At 58.4% G+C, this 17,390-nt stretch carries 14 protein-coding genes; 12 read left to right on the top strand and 2 right to left on the bottom strand.

The features are described 5' to 3' along the window. Nucleotides 1–18 precede the first annotated feature (18 nt). The 9 genes from rsgA to C7386_RS00390 all read left to right on the top strand — a co-directional run bounded on the left by rsgA (nt 19) and on the right by C7386_RS00390 (nt 11,252). Nucleotides 19–918, top strand: coding sequence for a ribosome small subunit-dependent GTPase A (rsgA, locus tag C7386_RS00435; protein WP_252197240.1), 900 nt, complete (start codon nt 19–21; stop codon nt 916–918). Further along, a complete protein-coding gene (locus C7386_RS00430) occupies nt 888–1,544 on the top strand; it encodes a thiamine diphosphokinase (protein ID WP_116704619.1) in 657 nt (218 codons plus the stop codon). Before rsgA ends, C7386_RS00430 begins: the two co-directional genes overlap by 31 nt. A gap of 147 nt (nt 1,545–1,691) precedes the next feature. Next, nucleotides 1,692–2,891: a pyridoxal phosphate-dependent aminotransferase gene (locus C7386_RS00425; RefSeq protein ID WP_165815417.1), complete on the top strand. Its 1,200-nt coding sequence runs from the start codon at nt 1,692–1,694 to the stop codon at nt 2,889–2,891. 1,409 nt (nt 2,892–4,300) lie between these two features. After that, nucleotides 4,301–5,731 carry an adenylosuccinate lyase gene (gene purB / locus C7386_RS00420; RefSeq protein WP_116704618.1) on the top strand — a complete coding sequence of 477 codons (1,431 nt, stop codon included), beginning with the start codon at nt 4,301–4,303 and terminating at the stop codon, nt 5,729–5,731. A gap of 176 nt (nt 5,732–5,907) precedes the next feature. Then, a complete protein-coding gene (gene secD, locus C7386_RS00415) occupies nt 5,908–8,295 on the top strand; it encodes a protein translocase subunit SecD (RefSeq protein ID WP_116704617.1) in 2,388 nt (795 codons plus the stop codon). A 1,241-nt stretch (nt 8,296–9,536) separates the two neighbouring features. Beyond that, nucleotides 9,537–9,992: a transcriptional regulator NrdR gene (gene nrdR / locus C7386_RS00405; RefSeq protein ID WP_116704615.1), complete on the top strand. Its 456-nt coding sequence runs from the start codon at nt 9,537–9,539 to the stop codon at nt 9,990–9,992. Nucleotides 9,993–10,050: 58 nt separating this feature from the next. Then, nucleotides 10,051–10,641 carry an HD domain-containing protein gene (locus tag C7386_RS00400; RefSeq protein WP_116704614.1) on the top strand — a complete coding sequence of 197 codons (591 nt, stop codon included), beginning with the start codon at nt 10,051–10,053 and terminating at the stop codon, nt 10,639–10,641. 102 nt (nt 10,642–10,743) lie between these two features. Continuing rightward, complete coding sequence (locus tag C7386_RS00395) at nt 10,744–10,989, top strand: hypothetical protein (protein WP_110435099.1); 246 nt, start codon at nt 10,744–10,746, stop codon at nt 10,987–10,989. Beyond that, a complete protein-coding gene (locus tag C7386_RS00390; RefSeq protein ID WP_110435098.1) occupies nt 10,986–11,252 on the top strand; it encodes a phage holin in 267 nt (88 codons plus the stop codon). Before C7386_RS00395 ends, C7386_RS00390 begins: the two co-directional genes overlap by 4 nt. A gap of 314 nt (nt 11,253–11,566) precedes the next feature. Here the strand turns inward: C7386_RS00390 and hisC are convergent, their stop codons facing one another. Continuing rightward, nucleotides 11,567–12,622: a histidinol-phosphate transaminase gene (gene hisC, locus C7386_RS00385; protein ID WP_116704613.1), complete on the bottom strand. Its 1,056-nt coding sequence runs from the start codon at nt 12,620–12,622 to the stop codon at nt 11,567–11,569. A gap of 226 nt (nt 12,623–12,848) precedes the next feature. Between hisC and C7386_RS00380 the strand changes: the two genes are divergently transcribed. Further along, nucleotides 12,849–14,099, top strand: coding sequence for a replication-associated recombination protein A (locus tag C7386_RS00380; protein ID WP_181967685.1), 1,251 nt, complete (start codon nt 12,849–12,851; stop codon nt 14,097–14,099). A gap of 50 nt (nt 14,100–14,149) precedes the next feature. Here C7386_RS00380 and C7386_RS00375 read toward each other — a convergent pair whose 3' ends face one another. Then, the gene (locus tag C7386_RS00375; protein ID WP_116704611.1) at nt 14,150–15,088 is read right to left on the bottom strand and encodes a S1 RNA-binding domain-containing protein; all 939 of its coding nucleotides are present in this window, start codon (nt 15,086–15,088) and stop codon (nt 14,150–14,152) included. A 119-nt stretch (nt 15,089–15,207) separates the two neighbouring features. Between C7386_RS00375 and C7386_RS00370 the strand changes: the two genes are divergently transcribed. Together C7386_RS00370 and feoB are read left to right on the top strand one after the other, a co-directional pair. Next, nucleotides 15,208–15,447: a FeoA family protein gene (locus tag C7386_RS00370; RefSeq protein WP_110435094.1), complete on the top strand. Its 240-nt coding sequence runs from the start codon at nt 15,208–15,210 to the stop codon at nt 15,445–15,447. After that, complete coding sequence (gene feoB, locus C7386_RS00365) at nt 15,444–17,291, top strand: ferrous iron transport protein B (RefSeq protein ID WP_318261157.1); 1,848 nt, start codon at nt 15,444–15,446, stop codon at nt 17,289–17,291. The genes C7386_RS00370 and feoB overlap by 4 nt, the downstream gene beginning before the upstream one ends. Nucleotides 17,292–17,390: the final 99 nt, after the last annotated feature.

Raw genomic sequence — 17,390 nt, 5'->3', positions numbered from 1 at the left:
AAAACGGAGGAATTAAGTTTGATCGAAGGGATCATTCTGAAGGGCATCGGCGGTTTCTACTATGTGGATACCGCCGAGGGTCTCATTGAATGCAAAGCACGCGGACGGTTCCGCAAGACCGTGGGCAAGCCTATCGTCGGGGACCGGGTAACGCTGGAAATCCAGCCGGAGGACGGCACCGGCTATCTGCAGACGATCGCGCCGCGCAAGAACAGCCTGATCCGGCCGGCTGTGGCGAATCTGGATCTGGTCGTTGCCGTGGCGAGCGCGGCACCGCCGGTAACCGACCCGTTCCTGATCGACAAGGTAACGGCGATCGCGGTGCACAAGAACATGGACGCACTGGTCGTCATCAATAAGACGGACGCGAATCCGGGTGACGAGCTGTATGAAACCTACCGCAAAAGCGGCATCGAGGTGCTGCGCGTGAGCGCGCACACCGGCGAAGGCATTGACGCACTGCGCGAGCGCATCCGCGGCAGGGTAAGCGCGTTTGCGGGCAACTCGGGTGTCGGCAAGTCGAGCGTGCTCAACCGGCTGGACAGCTCGTTCGGCGCCGAGGTCGGTGCGATTTCGGATAAGATCGGCCGCGGCAAGCACACCACCCGTCATGTGGAGCTGCACCCGATCGAAGGCGGCGGCTATATCGCGGACACGCCCGGCTTCTCCTCGTTTGAGACCGAGCAGATGGATTTGGTGCTGGCCGAGGATCTGCAGTATGCGTTTCCGGAGTTCGAGCCGTACATCGGGCAGTGCAAATTCACCGGCTGCGCGCATGTCAAGGAGAAGGGCTGCGCCGTTCTCGCGGCGGTCGAGAACGGAGAAATTGCGAAAACCCGTCACGAAAGCTATGTAAAGCTGTATGAAAGTGTAAAGGATCTGAAGGAATGGGAACTTACCAAGGGCGGCACGCGCTGATTTTTGCGGCTGCACCGGAAACCGATTACGGTTACATCCGCGCGTTTCTGCGCGAGCATCCGGACGCGCTCGTTGCGTGTGCGGACGGCGGCCTGCGGCATGCGCGGGCGCTCGGTCTGCACCCGGATTTCATGATTTCCGACCGGGATTCCATGACCGATGTTGAGGGCACGGACATTGTGCTGCTCAAACCCGAGAAGGACGACACGGATTCGCAGAGCTGTCTGCGGGAGGTGTTCCGCCGCGGCTGCCGCGAGGCGACGCTCGTGTGTGCGACCGGCGGGCGCATCGACCATATGCTGGCAAATCTCTCGCTGCTTGAGGAAGCAAAAACGCTCGGCGGTCACCTGACCATCCTCGATCCGTACAACCGCGTCGAGCTGCATCAGGGCGGACGGCAGGAATTCATCATGCCGGAGACGTTTACATACTTCTCGGTCGTGCCGATGGACGCGGTGCTCGAGGGCGTGACCATCGAGAATGCAAAATATGAATTAACGAACGGCACGGTTACCCGTGTCGGCATGATCTCCACCTCGAACGAGGCGAAACCGAACAGCCGCTTTGCCGTCACGATTGAACGGGGAACGGCTCTGATTATCTTCTCACGCGACCGTGTTTTGTGAAAATTCCACACCTGACCCGCCAATATCGGCGGGTTTTTCTATTGTGTCGATTTTGCAGTTTGTTAAGTCAGGACTTGCAAAAATAAATTCGCAGGCATATAATAAAAGCACATGATAACTGATGAGAGATATAAGGGAGTGCTGAGCATGGCATTGAAGCCGATTTCCAAGATTGCAGCAGGTGTGCAGGCGTCCACGACGCTGGCCATTGATTCGCTGTTCAAGCAGATGAAGGCAGAGGGCAAGGACGTTGTCGGCTTTGGTGCCGGTGAGCCGGATTTTCCGACGCCGGAGCACATCAAGCAGGCCGGTATCGAGGCCATTGAGAACAACCAGACCAAGTACACGCCGGCAGCCGGTCTGATGGACCTGCGCAAGGCAGCCTGCTACCGTCTGAAGGAGGACTGCGGTCTGGACTACGAGCCGACGCAGATCGTTGTGGCTTCGGGTGCAAAGCACTCGGTTTATATCGCGCTGATGACGCTGTGCAACCCGGGCGATGAGGTCGTTATCGCGGCTCCGTACTGGGTAAGCTACTCCGAGATGGTAAAGCAGGCAGGTGCAATCCCGGTCATCGTAGCCGCAACCGAGGAGGCGGACTTCAAGATCACCGCAGAGCAGCTGGACGCCGCCATCACCGACAAGACCAAGGTGTTCATGCTGAACTCTCCGTCCAACCCGACCGGCATGGTATACACCAAGGCCGAGCTGGAGGCGATCGCTGAGGTTTGCTGCCGCCACAACATCTACGTTATCGCGGATGAGATTTACTGCAACCTTGTATATGATAACAATGAGTTCGTATCGTTCGCTTCTCTGGGCGAGGACGTGAAGGAGCGCACCATTCTGGTCAACGGCGTGTCCAAGAGCTACGCGATGACCGGCTGGCGTATCGGCTACAGCGCGTCCAATCCGCAGCTGGCCAAGGTGATGGCGAACTACCTGAGCCACTCCACCTCTGCACCGTCCACCATTTCCCAGCAGGCGGCTATCACTGCACTGACCGGCCCGCAGGAGGATATGCAGGTGATGAAGCAGGCGTTCGAGCAGCGCCGCGACCATCTGGTAGAGCGCATGAACCAGATCGAGGGCGTTTCCTGCATCAAGCCGGAGGGCGCGTTCTATGTTATGATGAACATGAAGGGCTTCCTCGGCAAGACCATGTACGGCAAGGTCATCGAGAGCGCCGAGGACTTCGCGCAGCTGTTCCTTGAGAAGGGTCTGGTTGCGACCGTTCCGTGCACCGCATTTGCCGCGCCGGGCTTCGTCCGCTGGAGCTATGCGACCTCGCTCACCGAGATTGACAAGGGTCTCGACCGCCTTGAGGCGTTTATTAAGAACGCGTAAGCATGCGTAATTCTGAGCAGCACTCTGAAAAGGGTGCTGTTCTTTTGTTTTCTGCACCGACCCTCTGGGGCACTTGAACCGCGCAGGCGGTTCGCCCGTTCCGGGCGGCAGCTTTTTTCAGCCCCGGCTGAGCGGGGGACGCGAACTGCCGTAGGCGGGTTCGCCCTTTCCGGGCGGCTCCTTTTCTGCACCGGCTGACCGGGGCACGCGAACTGCCGCAGGCGTGTTCGCCCCTGACGGGCGGAGAGTTTTTCGCTGGGATTCAGCGGGGAGTTGCGCTCTGCGGAGCGCGGGAACGTGCCGCGCCCCGCGGCGGGGCAAGAGGGTAGACACCAAGGTTTCTACCCTCTTAACTCCCACTTCCTTTTATTTCTTAGTCTGACGCAGACCGGAGACCGGCGACCGCTTCGAAAAGGGGAACGGCAGAGGATTTTTTCTACCGTAGGGGAGCACAGTGTGCTCCCATGCCGAAACCTATACGCAGTGCCAGATACTGTTCTGCTACATAGGTCGGCTACTTCCAGCAGGCGCGGCATGACAGTGCCGCGCAACTCTTTAACACGTTATACCGCACGGCACCTGCGAATTAGGCGTTTGGTACAATTTATCTTCGCAGGTGCTGTCTATGACAACGCGCTCACGAATTGCGCAACACGGTCATGTTGCGCTTGCGTTGATTTAATCACATGTGTAGCAGAACGGTATCTGACCCTGCGAACAGGTTGCGAAAAACACGGAAGAAAAAATCCTCTGCCGTTCCTATTTTCGAAGCGGTCACATATAGGAAATCTGCGCCAGATTAGGAAGCAAGGGAAAGGTAGGAGTTCAAAGAGGAAGGGAAACCGCAGGTGTCCCTTCCTTTTTGCCCCCGCGGCGGGCGCCGCGACGCTCCCGCCGTCCGCAGACGGCGAATCCCCCGCTGAGGTTCAGCGGAAAACTCTCCGCCCGGAAAGGGCGAACACGCTAACGCAGTTCGCGCGCCCCGGTCAGCCGGTGCAGAAAAGGAGCCGCCCGTTAGGGGCGAACACGCTAACGCAGTTCGCGTGCCCCGGCTTTCCGGTGCAGGAAAAAGAGCCGCCCCGTCAGGGCGAACACGCTAACGCAGTTCGCGCGCCCCGGTCAGCCGGTGCAGGAAAAAAGAGCCGCCCCGTTAGGGGCGAACACGCTAACGCAGTTCGCGCACCCCGGCTTTCCGGTGCAGGAAAAAGGGGAGGACGCAAAATCTAACGGCGAAACCGCTGCAAACTTTGTTTATTGCTACAAGATAGCGCAAAACCGGTCGGTTTTGCTTGAAATGACCGGTGCAAAGTGTTAAACTAAAATCGGACTGTTATGGAAGATTAGATACCATCCAAGTCCGTTATTTCGTTATAATTTGGATAAAATACACACCGGAAAGGACGAATAACATGAACAACGTGTACGAAAGCCCGCTTTCTTCGCGCTACGCTTCCAAGGAGATGCTCTACACCTTCTCCTCGGATATGAAGTTCTCCACCTGGCGTCGGCTGTGGCTGTCGCTGGCTAAGGCGGAGCTGGCGCTCGGTCTGCCGATCACGCAGGAGCAGGTGGACGAGATGGCCGCGCACCTGACCGACATCGACTACGATGTAGCCCGTCAGCGCGAGAAGGAGGTACGCCATGACGTTATGGCGCACGTTTACACCTTCGGCAAGGCGGCTCCCAAGGCGGCCGGCATTATCCACCTCGGCGCTACCAGCGCGTATGTCGGCGACAATACCGACATCATCCAGATCCGAGAGGGTCTGCTGCTGGTTCGCAAAAAGCTGGCGACCGTACTGGACAAGCTGGCGCAGTTCGCGGATGCGCACAAGTCCCAGCCGACTCTCGGCTTCACCCACTTCCAGCCCGCACAGCTGACCACCGTCGGCAAGCGCGCTACCCTGTGGATGAACGAGCTGCTGATGGATTTGAATGAGGTAGAATACCGCATCGAAAACCTGCGCATGCTCGGCAGCAAGGGCACGACCGGCACGCAGGCGTCCTTCATGGAGCTGTTTGACGGCGACGAGAGCAAGGTTAAGGAGCTGGAGAAGCGCATTGCCGACGATTTCGGCTTTGCAGGCGTGGTTCCGGTCTCCGGCCAGACCTACTCCCGCAAGATCGACGCGCAGACACTCGCAACGCTCGCCGGTATCGCAGAATCCGCTTCCAAGTTCGCAACCGACCTGCGTCTGCTGCAGCACCTGAAGGAAGTAGAGGAGCCGTTCGAGAAGAACCAGATCGGCTCGTCCGCCATGCCGTACAAGCGCAACCCGATGCGTTCCGAGCGTATCTGCGCACTGGCGCGCTACGTCATCTGCGACAGCCTGAACCCGGCGTTCACCTCGGCTACCCAGTGGTTCGAGCGCACGCTCGACGACTCTGCGAACAAGCGCATTTCCGTGCCGGAGGCATTCCTTGCCGTTGACGCAATCCTCAACATCATGATCAACGTCGTTTCCGGTCTGGTCGTTTACCCGAAGGTCATCGAGGCGCACGTTATGAACGAGCTGCCGTTCATGGCAACCGAGAACATCATGATGGACGCCGTAAAGCGCGGCGGCAACCGTCAGGACCTGCACGAGCGCATCCGCGAGCACTCCATGGCTGCGGGCAAGCGCATCAAGGAGGAGGGTCTGGAGAACGATATGGTTGACCGCATTGCCGGCGACCCGATGTTCGGCATGACCCGTGAGCAGATCCTCGAGCACCTCGACCCGTCCGCTTACATCGGCCGCTGCCCGTCTCAGGTAGACGAGTTCCTGAGCGAGTGTGTTCGTCCGGCGATCGCGCCGTACCTCACCGGTGAGGACGTAAAGGTAGAGATCAACCTGTAAACCGGAAAGTTTATCCCTGAAATTGACAGATATCCCGCTCACGCGGGATATTCTGCCGCTTATGCGTCAATGACGCATAAATGTTGCACAATTCATGCAGAATGATTGACTTTTTGGCTATTATGCTGTATACTAAATCAGTTGTGTAACAAAAAAATTAAAGGAGGCACTTGCAAGTGAAAAAGAGTGTAACTTCCTTTATCGCGGTCATGCTGATCATCATTTTCCTCGGCGTGACGGCGGTAACAGGAGTGTACATTCCGGGCGGCTGGACCATGCCGTTCCGGAACACGGCAACGTCCGACACGTCTGCGACGGATACGAGCGATACCTCGTCTACCGACAGCAGCGCAGACAAGGCGGACAACACGGCAGACAGCACGGATGCGTCTGCTGACACCTCTGCTGACTCGGCTTCGACCGATTCCGCAGACACGAAAGACTCCGGTCTGAAGGCCATCATCCCGAGCGTACTCGATACCGACAACGGTATCCGTCTGGGTCTGGATCTGGTCGGCGGCTCCCGTATCGTATACGAGGCCGAAATCCCGGACGGCTACGACACCAACAACCTGTCCGACGACATGAACTCGGTACAGAAGGTTATTCGTCAGCGTCTGACCGACAAGGGCTTTACCGAGGCTACCGTATCCCTCAGCGGCGAGAACCGCGTAACGGTTGAGATCCCGCAGATCACCAACCCGGAGGAAGCGGTTCAGACCCTGGGCACCACCGCTCAGCTGACCTTCCTCGATGCCGACGGCAAGGAGTGGCTGTCCGGCTCGGACATCAAGAAGGCGTCCTACGGCTACGGCAACCCGACGAACGGCATGTCCGATCAGCACTACGTTGAGGTGCAGTTCACCTCCGAGGGCAAGGAAAAGTTCGCTGAGGCGACCGGCTCCGTTGCTGCCCGCACGGACGGCACCAACCAGCTGTACATCGTAATGGACAAACAGATCATCTCTGCTCCGTCCGTTTCCGAGAAGATCGACAACGACAGCTGTGTTATCACCGGCAACTTCACCCGCGACAGCGCGACCGAGCTGGCAAACCTCATCAACGCAGGTCAGATTCCGTTCTCGCTCAAGCAGGTAGAGCTTCGCTCTGTCGGCCCGCAGCTCGGCGCTGACGCGATGAGCTCCAGCCTGAAGGCAGGCCTGATCGGTCTGGTACTCGTTATGCTGTTCATGATCATCATGTACCGCATTCCGGGCGTTGTTTCCTGCTTCGCTCTGTGCTTCTACATGGTTATCGAGGCGCTGCTGTTCAGCCTGATCCGCGTAAACCTGTCCCTGCCGGGCATTGCAGGTATCATCCTGTCCATCGGTATGGCGGTTGACGCAAACGTCATTATCTTCGAGCGCATCAAGGAGGAAATGGCTGCCGGCAAGACCGTCAAGAGCGCCATTGACTCCGGCTTCAAGCGTGCGTTCACCGCAATTCTGGACTCCAACATCACCACCCTGATCGCGTGCGGCGTGCTGTTCTTCCTTGGCACCGGCACGATCGTCGGCTTCGCTACTACGCTGGGCATCGGTGTTATCGTGTCCATGTTCACTGCGCTGACCATCACCCACTTCCTGCTCAGACGCATGGTGGATTTCCACATCCGCAATCCGAAGGCTTACGGCCTGCGCGAGCGCAAGGAAGAGAAGAAGCATTTCCCGATCCTCAAGAACTTCAAGATCTTCAGCGGTATCTCTGTCGTACTGATCGTAACCGGCCTTGTTGCGCTGATCCTGCTGCCGTTCGGCAAGAACCTGTTCAACCTGAGCATCGACTTTGCCGGCGGTACCGAGATGGAGTTCAACATGCACACCGCCGTTACGCAGGACATCCAGACCGAGGTCAGCGATCTGTTCAAGGACGCAACCGGTGTGGACGCATCCTCTGTAACCTCTTCCGGTGACGGCAACGAGGACGTGCTGATCCGCTCCACCTCGATTGATTCCGAGCAGCGTGCTGCCGTGATCGACAAGATGCTGGAGAAGTACAGCCTTGCCGATACCGATATCCTCAACAACAACGACGTATCCGCTTCTGTCGGCAGCGACCTGCAGCGTTCGGCATTCATCTGCTCGATCCTTGCAATCCTGCTGATGCTGGTGTACATCACCTTCCGCTTCGAGCTGACCAGTGGTCTGGCTGCGATCTGCTGCCTGGTTCACGACCTGCTCGTTATGCTGAGCGTTTACGTTCTGCTGCAGATTCCGCTCGACAGCAACTTCATCGCTGCTGCACTGACCATCCTCGGCTACTCCATCAACGCGTCCATCATCGTATTCGACCGCGTTCGTGAGAACCTGCGCACTGCGCGCAAGGAGCCGTTTGAGGTCATCGGCGAGAAGAGCATCTGGCAGACCATGGGCCGTACCATCAACACCACGCTTACCACGCTGTTCACCATCGGCATGGTATACATCCTCGGTGTTCCGTCGCTCAAGCAGTTCACCCTGCCGCTGATCGTCGGTATCCTGGCCGGCGGCTGGTCGTCCGTTATGCTGTCTACCGGTCTGTGGGGCTTCTTCCGTAAGAAGTTCCGCCGCCGCCGCAAGATCTAACGACTATCGAAAAGGCACCCGTTCGGGTGCCTTTTTTGCGTCCGTTTATCGGCGCAGGGGGAGCAGGGAACACGAACCCGCGTGGGTGGGTTCGCCCTGACAGGCGGCAGCCTTTTTCTCTGCACTGGCTGAGCGGGGTACTCGAACTGCGTTAGCGTGTTCGCCCTATCCGGGCGGCAGTCTTTTTCAGCACCGGCTGAGCGGGGGACACGAACTGCCGCAGGCGTGTTCGCCCCTGATGGGCGGGGAGCTTTTCGCTGAACATCAGCGAGGGGATTCGCCGTCTGCGGACGGCGGGAACGTGCCGCGCCCCGCGGCGGGGCAAGAGGGTAGACATCAAGGTTTCTACCCTCTTAACTCCCACTTCCTTTTGGTTGTTAGTCTGGCGCAGATTGCCGACATGTGACCGCTTCGAAAATAGGGAACGGCAGAGGATTTTTTCTACCGTAGGGGAGCACAGTGTGCTCCCATGTCGAAACCTATACGCAGTGCCAGATACTGTTCTGCTACACAGACGGTTTCATCTACGCAGGGCGCGACATACCCGTGTCGCGCAACTCTTTAACATGTTATACCGCACGGCACCTGCGGATTAGGCATTTGGTACAATTTATCCTCGCAGACCCTGTCTATTATAACGCGCTCACGAATTGCGCGGCACGGTTATGCCGCGCCTGCGTTGATTTAATCACATGTGTAGCAGAACGTTATCTGACCATGCGAACAGGTTGCGAAAAACACGGAAGAAAAAATCCTCTGCCGTACTCCTTTTCGAAGCGGTCACATATAGGTAATCTGCGCCGGATTAGGAAGCAAGGGAAAGGTAGGAGTTCAAAGAGGAAGGAAAACCGCAGGTTGTCCTTCCTTTTTGCCCACCGCCGTGGGTACGGCGTCGTCCCCGCCGCGGGGCGCGGCACGCTCCCGCCGTCCGCAGACGGCGAATCCCCTGCTGAGGTTCAGCGAAAAACTTCCCGCCCGGAAAGGGCGAACACGCTAACGCAGTTCGAGTACCCCGCTGGGTCGGTGCAGAAAAGGAGCCGCCCGGAAGGGGCGAACACGCTAACGCAGTTCGAGTGCCCCGGTCAGCCGGTGCAGAAAAGAAGCCGCCCGGAGGGCAGGGCAGGAAAAGGTGCCGCTTTATCACAATAAAAAATTGACTTAACAGCACCCCGCGTAGTATAATAACAGCAGACAGATAACAAACCACGCGCGTGAAGCGGTGTTCACAAGGGGGAAGTAGGATGAAGTGCCCATTTTGCAGCTTTGAAGACAGCAAGGTCGTGGACTCCCGTCCGACGGACGAGGGTACCAGCATCCGCCGCCGGCGTGAATGTCTCCACTGCGGAAAACGCTTTACCACCTACGAGACGGTGGAGCGCATGCCGCTTATGCTGATCAAGCGCGATGGCACCCGGCAGGCGTACGACCGCCAGAAGCTGCTCAACGGTCTGGTGAAGGCGTGCGAGAAACGCCCGGTTTCGCTGATGCAGCTGGAACAGATCGTCGATCATGTTGAGCAGAAGCTGTTCGGCTCGCTCGAAAGCGAGGTCTCCAGCAAGGTCATCGGTGAGCTTGTCATGGAGCAGCTGCGTAAGGTTGATGAGGTCGCGTATGTGCGGTTTGCCTCGGTCTACCGCCAGTTTAAGGACATCAACACCTTTATGGAAGAGCTGAACACGCTCCTCAAAGATAAATAATTCGGCGGGTATGGCGCAGGCTGTACCCGTTTTTTCATATCGAAAGGAAGATGGATTTATGGACGAACGGCTGCAGAAACAGTTGAATTTCATTCTTGAGATCGACAAGGAGAAGAACATTTTCCGGCAGACGCATCTCTCCGGCCACGGCCGCCGCGAGAACGACGCCGAGCACGCATGGCACATGGCTGTCATGGCGTACCTGCTGCAGGAATATTCCAACGAGCCGGTGGATGTAGCGCGCGTCATGCTCATGTGCCTGCTGCACGATGTGGTGGAGATTGACGCAGGCGACACCTACGCCTACGATACCGACGGTCTGAAGACGCAGAAGGCACGCGAGGACGCGGCAAAGCAGCGCATTTATTCGCTCCTGCCGGACGACCAGAAACGCGGGCTGATGGCTGTTTTTGACGAATTTGAGGCCGACGAGACCGCCGAGGCGCACTTTGCCCACGCGATGGACAATCTGCAGCCGCTCCTGCTCAACAACAGCAACGGCGGCAGCGACTGGGCCGACCACGATGTGACCGCCAAGCAGGTCTACGGCCGCCAGAGCCGCACGGAGAAAGGCTCGGCGTACCTGTATAAGCTGACGGATACCATTCTGCAGGCGAATATCAAAAAGGGTGCGCTCAAAGAGAAATAAAAAATAAGAAGAATTTTCGACCGAGTTGACCATTCGTGGTCAATTTTCGCCGCCGAACGGCGTATGGGTGCAGGCACTTATGCGAAGCAAGGAGGTGAAAACGTGTCAGCTGAGATCATCATTGCGGGACTGAGCCTGCTGGGGACGCTGGCGGGCACGGCCGGCGGCATTATCGTCTCCGGCAAGCTGGTCAATTACCGCATCGAACAGCTTGAAAAGAAGGTCGAAAAGCACAATAACCTCATCACCCGAACCTTCAGACTGGAGCAGGCAGTCGCGCTGCTGGACGAGCGTGTCCGCGTGGCTAACCACCGCATTTCCGATTTGGAAAAGGAGGAAATCGAGTGAACTGGAAGGTGCGGCTTAGAAATCCGGTATTCTGGGTGCAGATTGTTGTGAGCGCGTTCGCCGCGGTGCTGGCGTATGCCGGTCTGACCGCCGCTGACCTCACCACCTGGGAGAGCGTCGGCGCGCTGCTCTGCAATGCGGTGCGCAATCCGTATTGCCTGTTCCTTGTGCTGTCGAGCGTGTGGAACGCCGTCAATGACCCGACAACTAAGGGTGTCGCGGACAGCGAACGGGCAAGAAGTTATGATACGCCAAGCAGGTAAAGGAAAATCCCTCTCGGAAACGAGAGGGATTTTTCGTTGTGCAGAATGGAAAATTGAGAATGGAGAATGGAAAATGAAAGGATAGTGCAGGTTGGTATGAAAGCCGGTGCATACCGTAAACAAAGGACGCGCAATGCGCGCCCCTACGGTCGATAACGATTGCAGGTTGGTGTATCTTCCTGCACATGGCGAATCCTTGTAGGGGCGCGCATTGCGTGTCCAAATTCCAACAAATTTGCACAATATAAATGAAAAAATGGAGAATGCTCCATCTAAGGTTCATTCTCCATTCTCCATTTTCAATTCTCAATTATTTAGAGGATTTCTTTCAATGCTGCAATCAGCTTATCCATCTGCTTATCTGTGCCGACGGTGATACGCAGGTAATTATCAATGCGCGGCAGCTTGAAATAGCGGATAAAGATACCCTTTTCGCGCAGGGCGGCGAAGATATCCGGCGCTTTCTTGTTCGGATGGGTGACAAACAGGAAGTTTGTCAGCGACGGCAGCACGGTAAAGCCGAGCGCCCGCAGCGCCTCCGCCGAGCGGTCGCGGGTGGTGCTGACCTTGCGGCAGGTCTGCTGGAAATAATCCTCGTCGCGGATGGATGCCTCACCGACAGCGAGGGCGATGGCGTCCATCGTGTACGAGTTGTACGAGTTTTTAACCGCCTCGAGCGTGGAAATCAGCGTCTCCGAGCCAAGCGCATAGCCGATGCGCATGCCCGCGAGCGAGCGCGACTTGCTGGTCGTCTGCACGATGAGCAGGTTTTCGTACTTGCCGAGCAGCGGAACCGCGCTCTGTGCGCCGAAGTCCACATACGCCTCGTCGATGATGACAACGCAGTCCTGATTGTGCTGCAGCAGGTCCTCGAGGAACTCGAGCGTTACGCCGCGTCCGGTCGGCGCGTTCGGGTTCGGCAGGACGATACCGCCGTTCGGCTTGTCGTAATCACGCACATTGACGCAGAAATCCTCGTCGAGCGGCATGTTTTCGTACGGAATGCGGAACAGATCGCACCAGACCGGATAGAACGAGTAGGTGATGTCCGGATAGAGAATGGGCTTGTCCGAGCAGAAGAACGACTGGAACGCCAGCGCGAGCACATCATCCGAGCCGTTGCCGAGGAATATCTGCGACGGCTGCAGGTCAAACCGCTCTGCGATAGCGGTTTTGAGTGCTTTCGCGTTCGCATCCGGGTAAATCGCGAGTTTTGCGGCGTCAAACGTGCGCAGAACCTCGGTTACGCCCGGCGCGGGCGGGTACGGGTTCTCGTTGGCGTTCAGCTTGATGATATCGGCGGTTTTCGGCTGCTCGCCCGGCACATACGGGTCGATCTGACGCAGCTTATCGAGAAAAGGCTTGTCCATGGGAAGACCTCCTGTGTTCGTTTTCTTTGATGGGGATAGTTTATCATAATAAAGCGATAAAGTCAAGAGGATTTGTGAATCGGGAGAGAGTGTGGTATAATCCTTATAATAGAGTGGAGAGAACGTGAGATACGGCGGGTTCCGTGTTCTCGGTGAGTAAATCTTCACTCTTCACTCCTCACTCTCCACTCTGATAGACATTAAACGACTAATGAAGGGTTAAATCATGTACCAACCTTTAGCAGACAAAATCCGTCCGAAGACATTGGACGATGTGGTCGGGCAGCGGCATTTACTGGGCGAAAACGGCCTTTTGCGCCGCGTCATTGAAAGCGGCAGCATCCCGAACCTGATATTTTACGGGCCGTCCGGCGTGGGCAAGACCACGGTCGCGTCCATCATCGCGCAGCAGACCGACCGCAAGTTATACCACTTAAACGCCACCACGGCGGGCATTGCCGACATCAAGGCGATCATTGACGAGCTGGACACCTTCCTTGCGCCGAACGGTGCGCTTGTGTACCTCGATGAGATCCAGTATTTCAACAAAAAGCAGCAGCAGAGCCTGCTGGAGTTCATCGAAACCGGCAAGATCACGCTGATTGCATCCACAACGGAAAACCCGTATTTTTACATCTACAACGCGATTTTAAGCCGCTGCACGGTATTCGAGTTCAAGCCGGTCGAGGCTGCCGATATGCGCCGGGCAGTGGAACGTGCGTTGAAACTTGCGATGGGCGAGGACGCAAAGCCGGTCGAGGACGGCGTGGCGGATTACATCGCGCAGGCGGTCGGCGGCGACGTGCGAAAGGCGCTCGGCGCGGTCGAGCTGCTCGTCTCCGGTGCGGGGGCGGACGGCATCACGCTCGCGGACGCGCAGCAGGCGGCGCAGCGCTCGAATATGCGCTACGACCGCGACGGCGACAGCCATTATGACATCCTCTCGGCGCTGCAGAAGTCCGTGCGCGGCTCCGACCCGGACGCGGCGCTGCATTATCTCGCGCGGCTGCTCGAGGCAGGCGATATGATCTCCGCGGCGCGGCGCATGCTGGTCATTGCGAGTGAGGATATCGGTTTGGCGTACCCGCAGTGCGCCGCCATCGTCAAGGCGTGCGTGGACAGCGCGTTCCAGCTGGGATTGCCCGAGGCGCGGATTCCGCTCGCGGAGGCGATCATTTTAATGGCGACCGCGCCCAAGTCCAACAGTGCCATCAACGGCATTGATGCCGCCATTGCCGACATTCGGGCGGGCAGGGCAGGCGATATTCCGGCGCACCTTAAGGATGCGCATTACGGCGGCGCAAAGAAATTAGGCCGCGGACTGACGTATCAGTATCCGCATATGTATCCTAATCACTGGGTGCAGCAGGAGTATCTGCCCGAGGAGCTGCGCGGCGCGCAATACTACGAATACGGCCCGAATAAGACCGAACAGGCTGCGAAAGCGTACTGGGATAGAGTGAAAAATCAGAAATAATGGAAAATGGAGAATGAACGTGACGGTTTCATTCTCCATTTTTTCGCTGTTCACTCGAAAACGGTTTTAACCGGCTTTTTATCGCACCCAACCGGCGTATAGGTCCATTCATCAATATGCCCTTCGGTGATGAAATACCGTGGCGGTGTCGGTGCGTCATACGGCGCGAGAACGTCGATGACGGTCAGCTTTACCTTCATCCGCTGCGGCAGGATGGACTTGATGTACACGGATACCGCCATGCCGGGCCGCAGGTCTGCGCGCGGCTCCGCGAGACCGGACAGGTTGGGCGTAAGCTCGATGAACACGCCGTACGGCTCGATGGAGCGGACAACGCCGCGCACGGTCTCACCGACGGAGAACAGCGCCGCGTTCTGTGCCCAGGTGCCGAGCAGCTCGCGGTGGGTGAGCGAAATGCGCCGGTTTTCCGGCTCCACGGTGCGGACAGCGGCTAAAATGGACTGCCCGACGGTCAATCGGTCGCTCGGGTGGCAGATGCGCGACACGGACAGATTTTCGATGCCGATGAGCGACGGCACGCCGCAGCCTGCGTCCACGAATGCGCCGAACGGCTCCAGATGCGTCACACGCGCCGGAATCACGTCACCCGGACGGAGGGAATCAAGCATCCGGTCCTGCGCCTTCTGCTGGACGATGGTGCGCGACAGCCACACTGTGGGCGGGTCTGTGCTCTCGTCGATATCGGTGACGACGAAGCAGGTGGGCTTGCCTACACGCGACAGGATGGCAATCTCGCGCGTGTCGCCCTCCGCCACGCCGAGCGCGCAGGACACGCGCGGCAGGATGCCCTGCGCGATGCCGAGGTCGAACAGAAGGTCGTGCGCGGCGGTGCACCGCTGTGCGACAGCTTCCAGAATGCGTCCCTCGTCCTGCGCCTGCCGCAGCGCGCCGAGCGTTGAAAATGCCTGCCGAACCGCAGGCTGTACCATGTAGCTGCCCTCAGGCAGATAGGATTCGCTTGTTTTCATATGCAGCCGAGCCTCCTTTGGGGTCTGCCTTACTATATGTGCAGGCAGGGCAGAGTAGCACCAAATTTCGCAAAAGTGCATAGTCTGTAAGCAGAAATTATGGATAAGGGGCTGATTGGATGGCAGATTCGGCAAATATTTCGCTGTCGGCGCTGCGGGACGGACAGCAGGCGCGGGTCGCGGCGCTGCACCTCAGCGGCGGCATGCGGCGGCGCGTGCAGGATTTGGGTCTGGTGCCGGGCACGCGCGTCACCTGTGTGCGGCGTGCGCTCTCGGGCGACCCGATCGCGTACCGGATACGCGGCGCGGTGGTTGCCCTGCGTAAATGCGATGCCGCTCAAATCGAGGTGCAGCCATGAGGCGCACCGTGGCGCTGGCGGGCAACCCGAACGTCGGCAAATCGACCGTGTTCAACGCCCTGACCGGCAGCCGTCAGCACACCGGCAACTGGAGCGGCAAAACAGTCGCGTGCGCCGAGGGCAGGCTGCGCGGCGGCGGACTGACGCTGACCGACCTGCCGGGTACTTATTCGCTGCGGGCGCACTCGGAGGAGGAGCGTGCCGCGCGGGAATTTCTGGTTTCGGGTCAGGCGTGCGCGGTGGTGCTCGTGGCGGACGCGGGCTGTCTGGAGCGCAGCCTCATCCTTGCTTTGCAGGTACTGGAGGTACAGAAAAACGCCATTCTGTGCCTGAATCTCATGGATGAAGCCGCGAAAAAGGGCATTGAGATTGATGTTGCCGCGCTCGAGCGAGAGCTTGGCATACCGGTGATACCGTGCGCCGCACGGCAGGGAAAGGGTCTGCACGAGCTTGAAGCCGCGATACGCCGAGCGGCGGCAGGCGAAAATGAAACGCACCCGACCGCCATCCGCTATCCGGCGATGGACGAGGATTTGACGGAGGAACAGAGGGACGATATTGCAACCGCAGCGGCGGCACTCCGCGCGGAGGAGATCGCACTGACGTGCGTCAAGCAGCCGGAATGCGCCTGCGCGCGGGATGACCGAGCGGACGATGTGATCCTCAGCCGGAGGTTTGGCGTGCCGCTCATGCTGCTGCTGCTCGCAGGCGTGTTTTACATCACTCTATTCGGCGCAAACGTGCCGAGCGAGTGGCTGAGCACGCATCTTCTGGCACTCGGAACGCCGTTTGCGGGTGCGCTTGCGAAGCTGGGACTGCCGCCGTTTTTCGTCTCGATGCTGACCGACGGGTTATGGCGCGTACTGGCAACTGTTGTCTCGGTCATGCTGCCGCCGATGGCGATTTTCTTCCCGCTGTTCACGCTGCTCGAGGACGCAGGCTACCTGCCGCGCGTGGCGTTTCAGCTTGACCACGCCTTCCAGTGCGCGAGAGCGAGCGGCAAGCAGAGCCTGACCATGTGCATGGGTTTCGGGTGCAACGCCTGCGGCGTGACAGGCTGCCGCATCATCGACTCGCCGCGGGAGCGGCTGATCGCCATCCTAACCAACAGCTTTGCGCCGTGCAACGGACGGTTTCCGCTGCTTATTTTCCTGTGCTCGGTGTTTTTCGCGGGCAGCGCGGCAGGCGGCGCGCTGCTGCTGACCGGCGTCATCGCGGCAAGCGTGGGATTGACGCTGCTCGTGTCACGCATTCTCTCGGCAACGGTTTTGCGCGGAGAGGCGGTGTCGTTTGCGCTCGAGCTGCCGCCCTACCGCATGCCGCAGATCGGGCGCGTTATCGTGCGCAGCGTGCGCGACCGGACGCTGTTCGTCCTTGCGAGAGCCGCCGCTGTGGCGGCTCCGGCGGGCGTGCTCATCTGGCTGCTCGCCAATGTGCAGATAGGGAATGCAGCTATCCTGTCGCACATCACGGCATTTTTAGACCCGGCAGCGCGGGTGTTCGGGATAGACGGCGTGATACTGCTTGCGTTCATCCTCGGCTTTCCGGCGAATGAGCTGGTCATGCCGCTCATCGTGATGGGCTACCTCTCGTCCGGCACGATTGCCTCCGGCGTGGACTTTGCCTCCTTCCGCGCGCTGCTGCTGGCAAACGGCTGGACGGTGCAGACCGCGCTCTGCACACTGGTGCTCACCGTGGCGCACGCACCGTGCTCGACAACCTGCCTTACCATCCTGCAGGAGACGCGCAGCGCAAAGTGGACACTGGCGGCGGTGCTGATTCCTGCGGGAGTCGGGCTTGCCTTTTGCATATTGATACACTGCATGCTTGCTTCGGCAGGCTGAAAAGCAGGAAAAAAGTGCGTTTTTTTTTTTTTTTTTAGGGTAAAACGTGTGAAATGTTAAAAAATCTGCATTTTCAAAACAAAATAGCTTGCATAAACC

It is taken from the genome of Agathobaculum butyriciproducens, assembly GCA_003096535.1.
GTDB lineage: Bacteria > Bacillota > Clostridia > Oscillospirales > Butyricicoccaceae > Agathobaculum > Agathobaculum butyriciproducens.
Note: the sequence above shows the minus strand (reverse complement) of the source record. Positions and strands in the feature narration are given on the sequence as shown.

What these genes read in the sequence shown, in the direction of transcription:
- C7386_RS00430 (WP_116704619.1), top strand. Translation starts at nt 888, where the DNA reads ATGGGAACTTACCAAGGGCGGCACGCGCTGATTTTTGCGGCTGCACCG.
- C7386_RS00425 (WP_165815417.1), top strand. Translation starts at nt 1,692, where the DNA reads ATGGCATTGAAGCCGATTTCCAAGATTGCAGCAGGTGTGCAGGCGTCC.
- purB (WP_116704618.1), top strand. Translation starts at nt 4,301, where the DNA reads ATGAACAACGTGTACGAAAGCCCGCTTTCTTCGCGCTACGCTTCCAAG.
- nrdR (WP_116704615.1), top strand. Translation starts at nt 9,537, where the DNA reads ATGAAGTGCCCATTTTGCAGCTTTGAAGACAGCAAGGTCGTGGACTCC.
- C7386_RS00400 (WP_116704614.1), top strand. Translation starts at nt 10,051, where the DNA reads ATGGACGAACGGCTGCAGAAACAGTTGAATTTCATTCTTGAGATCGAC.
- hisC (WP_116704613.1), bottom strand. Translation starts at nt 12,622, where the DNA reads ATGGACAAGCCTTTTCTCGATAAGCTGCGTCAGATCGACCCGTATGTG.
- C7386_RS00380 (WP_181967685.1), top strand. Translation starts at nt 12,849, where the DNA reads ATGTACCAACCTTTAGCAGACAAAATCCGTCCGAAGACATTGGACGAT.
- C7386_RS00375 (WP_116704611.1), bottom strand. Translation starts at nt 15,088, where the DNA reads ATGAAAACAAGCGAATCCTATCTGCCTGAGGGCAGCTACATGGTACAG.
- C7386_RS00370 (WP_110435094.1), top strand. Translation starts at nt 15,208, where the DNA reads ATGGCAGATTCGGCAAATATTTCGCTGTCGGCGCTGCGGGACGGACAG.
- feoB (WP_318261157.1), top strand. Translation starts at nt 15,444, where the DNA reads ATGAGGCGCACCGTGGCGCTGGCGGGCAACCCGAACGTCGGCAAATCG.